We start from the raw sequence: 1,677 nt of genomic DNA, 5'->3' as shown, positions 1-1,677 counted from the left end.
TTCTACGGCTGACCAATTAACTCACTGACTTTATTTTCGATGTTTTTCAGGTAACCGTGAGGGTTCTTTCGAAATCTTCGCCGCTTTGTTCCTTCCAGCAGACGTTCAGTCCATCTCTTTCTTTCTTGATTGAACGTGAGATAGTCTACTTTTTGAAGACGCTCAACTATGTTGCTTTGCTTTATCGCATCATCAACCAGCACAACAAATTCACCGCTGCGGAGAATGTAATCGTTCCAACTGCGGCGGCCTGTCATTCGGCGATGTTTGGTCTTAGTTTGACGAAAAAAGCGCTCGTGATCATTGTTTGTTCGAGGGACGTGAGGCGCGTCATAGCAGGTAAAGAGCCCTTTCCAAAATCCTCGCGTGTAAGCCTGAACGTTTTTCACAAGTTCCTCGTCGCCTGCTTGGTTGTAGTTCACTTCAAGCCACCGGAGCAAGTGCTCCATGTGAAAGCGAACGGACTCGCTTGTTTGATCAGGACTGGGCTCGAGAAGCTTCGTGATATTCGTAATAACAGCCTGCCAGCGGCATACTGCCTCGTAAGCTGGCTTGAAATCATTAATTTTACTGAAGATTCTGACTACCTTTTTCAGGAGCATGAGCCCCTTTTTTAGCCAGGCTGTTCTCGAGTGATTGCTGCACAGCCTGCGCGTTTTCAAATATTCGGATGCCTGGCAGATCAAGTGGCGGATTCCCGTCTTCGAGCAAGATGGAGCGGACCGCCGCTAAGTAGTCCTTCGCAATCTCTGCTTCTGCGGATGTCTCTTTTTCGATTTGCTTCTCAATCTCTCGAATGCCGCGAAGTGATTTCTTAATGCCGGTTTTCAGCTTGCGGTCTATATCCACCACAGGCTTTGCAATGTCCTTCAGATAATGATACTGACAGTATTGGTAGGGAGCTTCCGGCCACATGGCTTCCATAGCTAGACGAATGGAATGCTGGCCGTCGCTTACCAAGCCAATTACGGGAAAACCAAGCTCTTTTACCGGTTGAAGAAGCGTTTGAAGTTCGGGTGCCGATCCGCTTTTTAGATTTTTAGCGGATAGAATAAGCCCACTAAAAACCTCACGAACCACATAAAGCGTTTCATTTCCCTTTTCAGGCTGAACGCCATCCATAGACAGCATAATCCCTTTATTCACCTGAACAACTCGCTCCAGTTCCAATCGCACCTGTTCCGTAACGGAAGCTCGCAGCAAGGTTAGGTAACGCTCATACAGTCGCATGGAATTGCGCTCAGAAGTTGCCACGCCACGCTCGTTCAGCTCTTTTGTAATTTCACCGATGGTAAGATGATGCTTGAAACGCAATTCTCCGACCAAGGCCAAAACATCGAAGCCGTATGAAGTATGTTTCATGCAAAGAGCACCGGCCTGAGCGGAGTTGAAGTAACGTTTCGTATTTCCGCATGACTCGTCTGGACAGTGATAGGCCATGTTCCAGACCTGAATGACACCTTGAAGCGTAGCAATATTTTTCTTCCATGCGGTGTGGTGGCGTTTCAGCTTTCGTCCGCAATCCGGACAATTTTCAATTTCCGCACGATAGTAGATTTTTTTCTCAGGAACAATTCGATTTTTGGGTAAGGGCATAAGAAAACCTCCGTCAAAATGGCTGCTAACTATTTCGACAGAGGTATTGGAATTTCCTGTTAGTTGATTGGACAGCCGTAG

At 47.0% G+C, this 1,677-nt stretch carries 2 protein-coding genes; both read right to left on the bottom strand.

From position 1 onward, the window contains the following. Positions 1–2: 2 nt before the first annotated feature. Entirely contained in the window at positions 3–602 is a 600-nt protein-coding gene (locus tag EYB31_RS39890) for a transposase (protein ID WP_131019143.1), read from the bottom strand. After that, positions 568–1,677: hypothetical protein (locus EYB31_RS39885; RefSeq protein WP_338120023.1), on the bottom strand; the 1,110-nt coding region annotated here is incomplete at its 5' end. The genes EYB31_RS39885 and EYB31_RS39890, both read right to left, overlap by 35 nt.

The organism is Paenibacillus thalictri, assembly GCF_004307995.1.
GTDB lineage: Bacteria > Bacillota > Bacilli > Paenibacillales > NBRC-103111 > Paenibacillus_AF > Paenibacillus_AF thalictri.
Note: the sequence above shows the minus strand (reverse complement) of the source record. Positions and strands in the feature narration are given on the sequence as shown.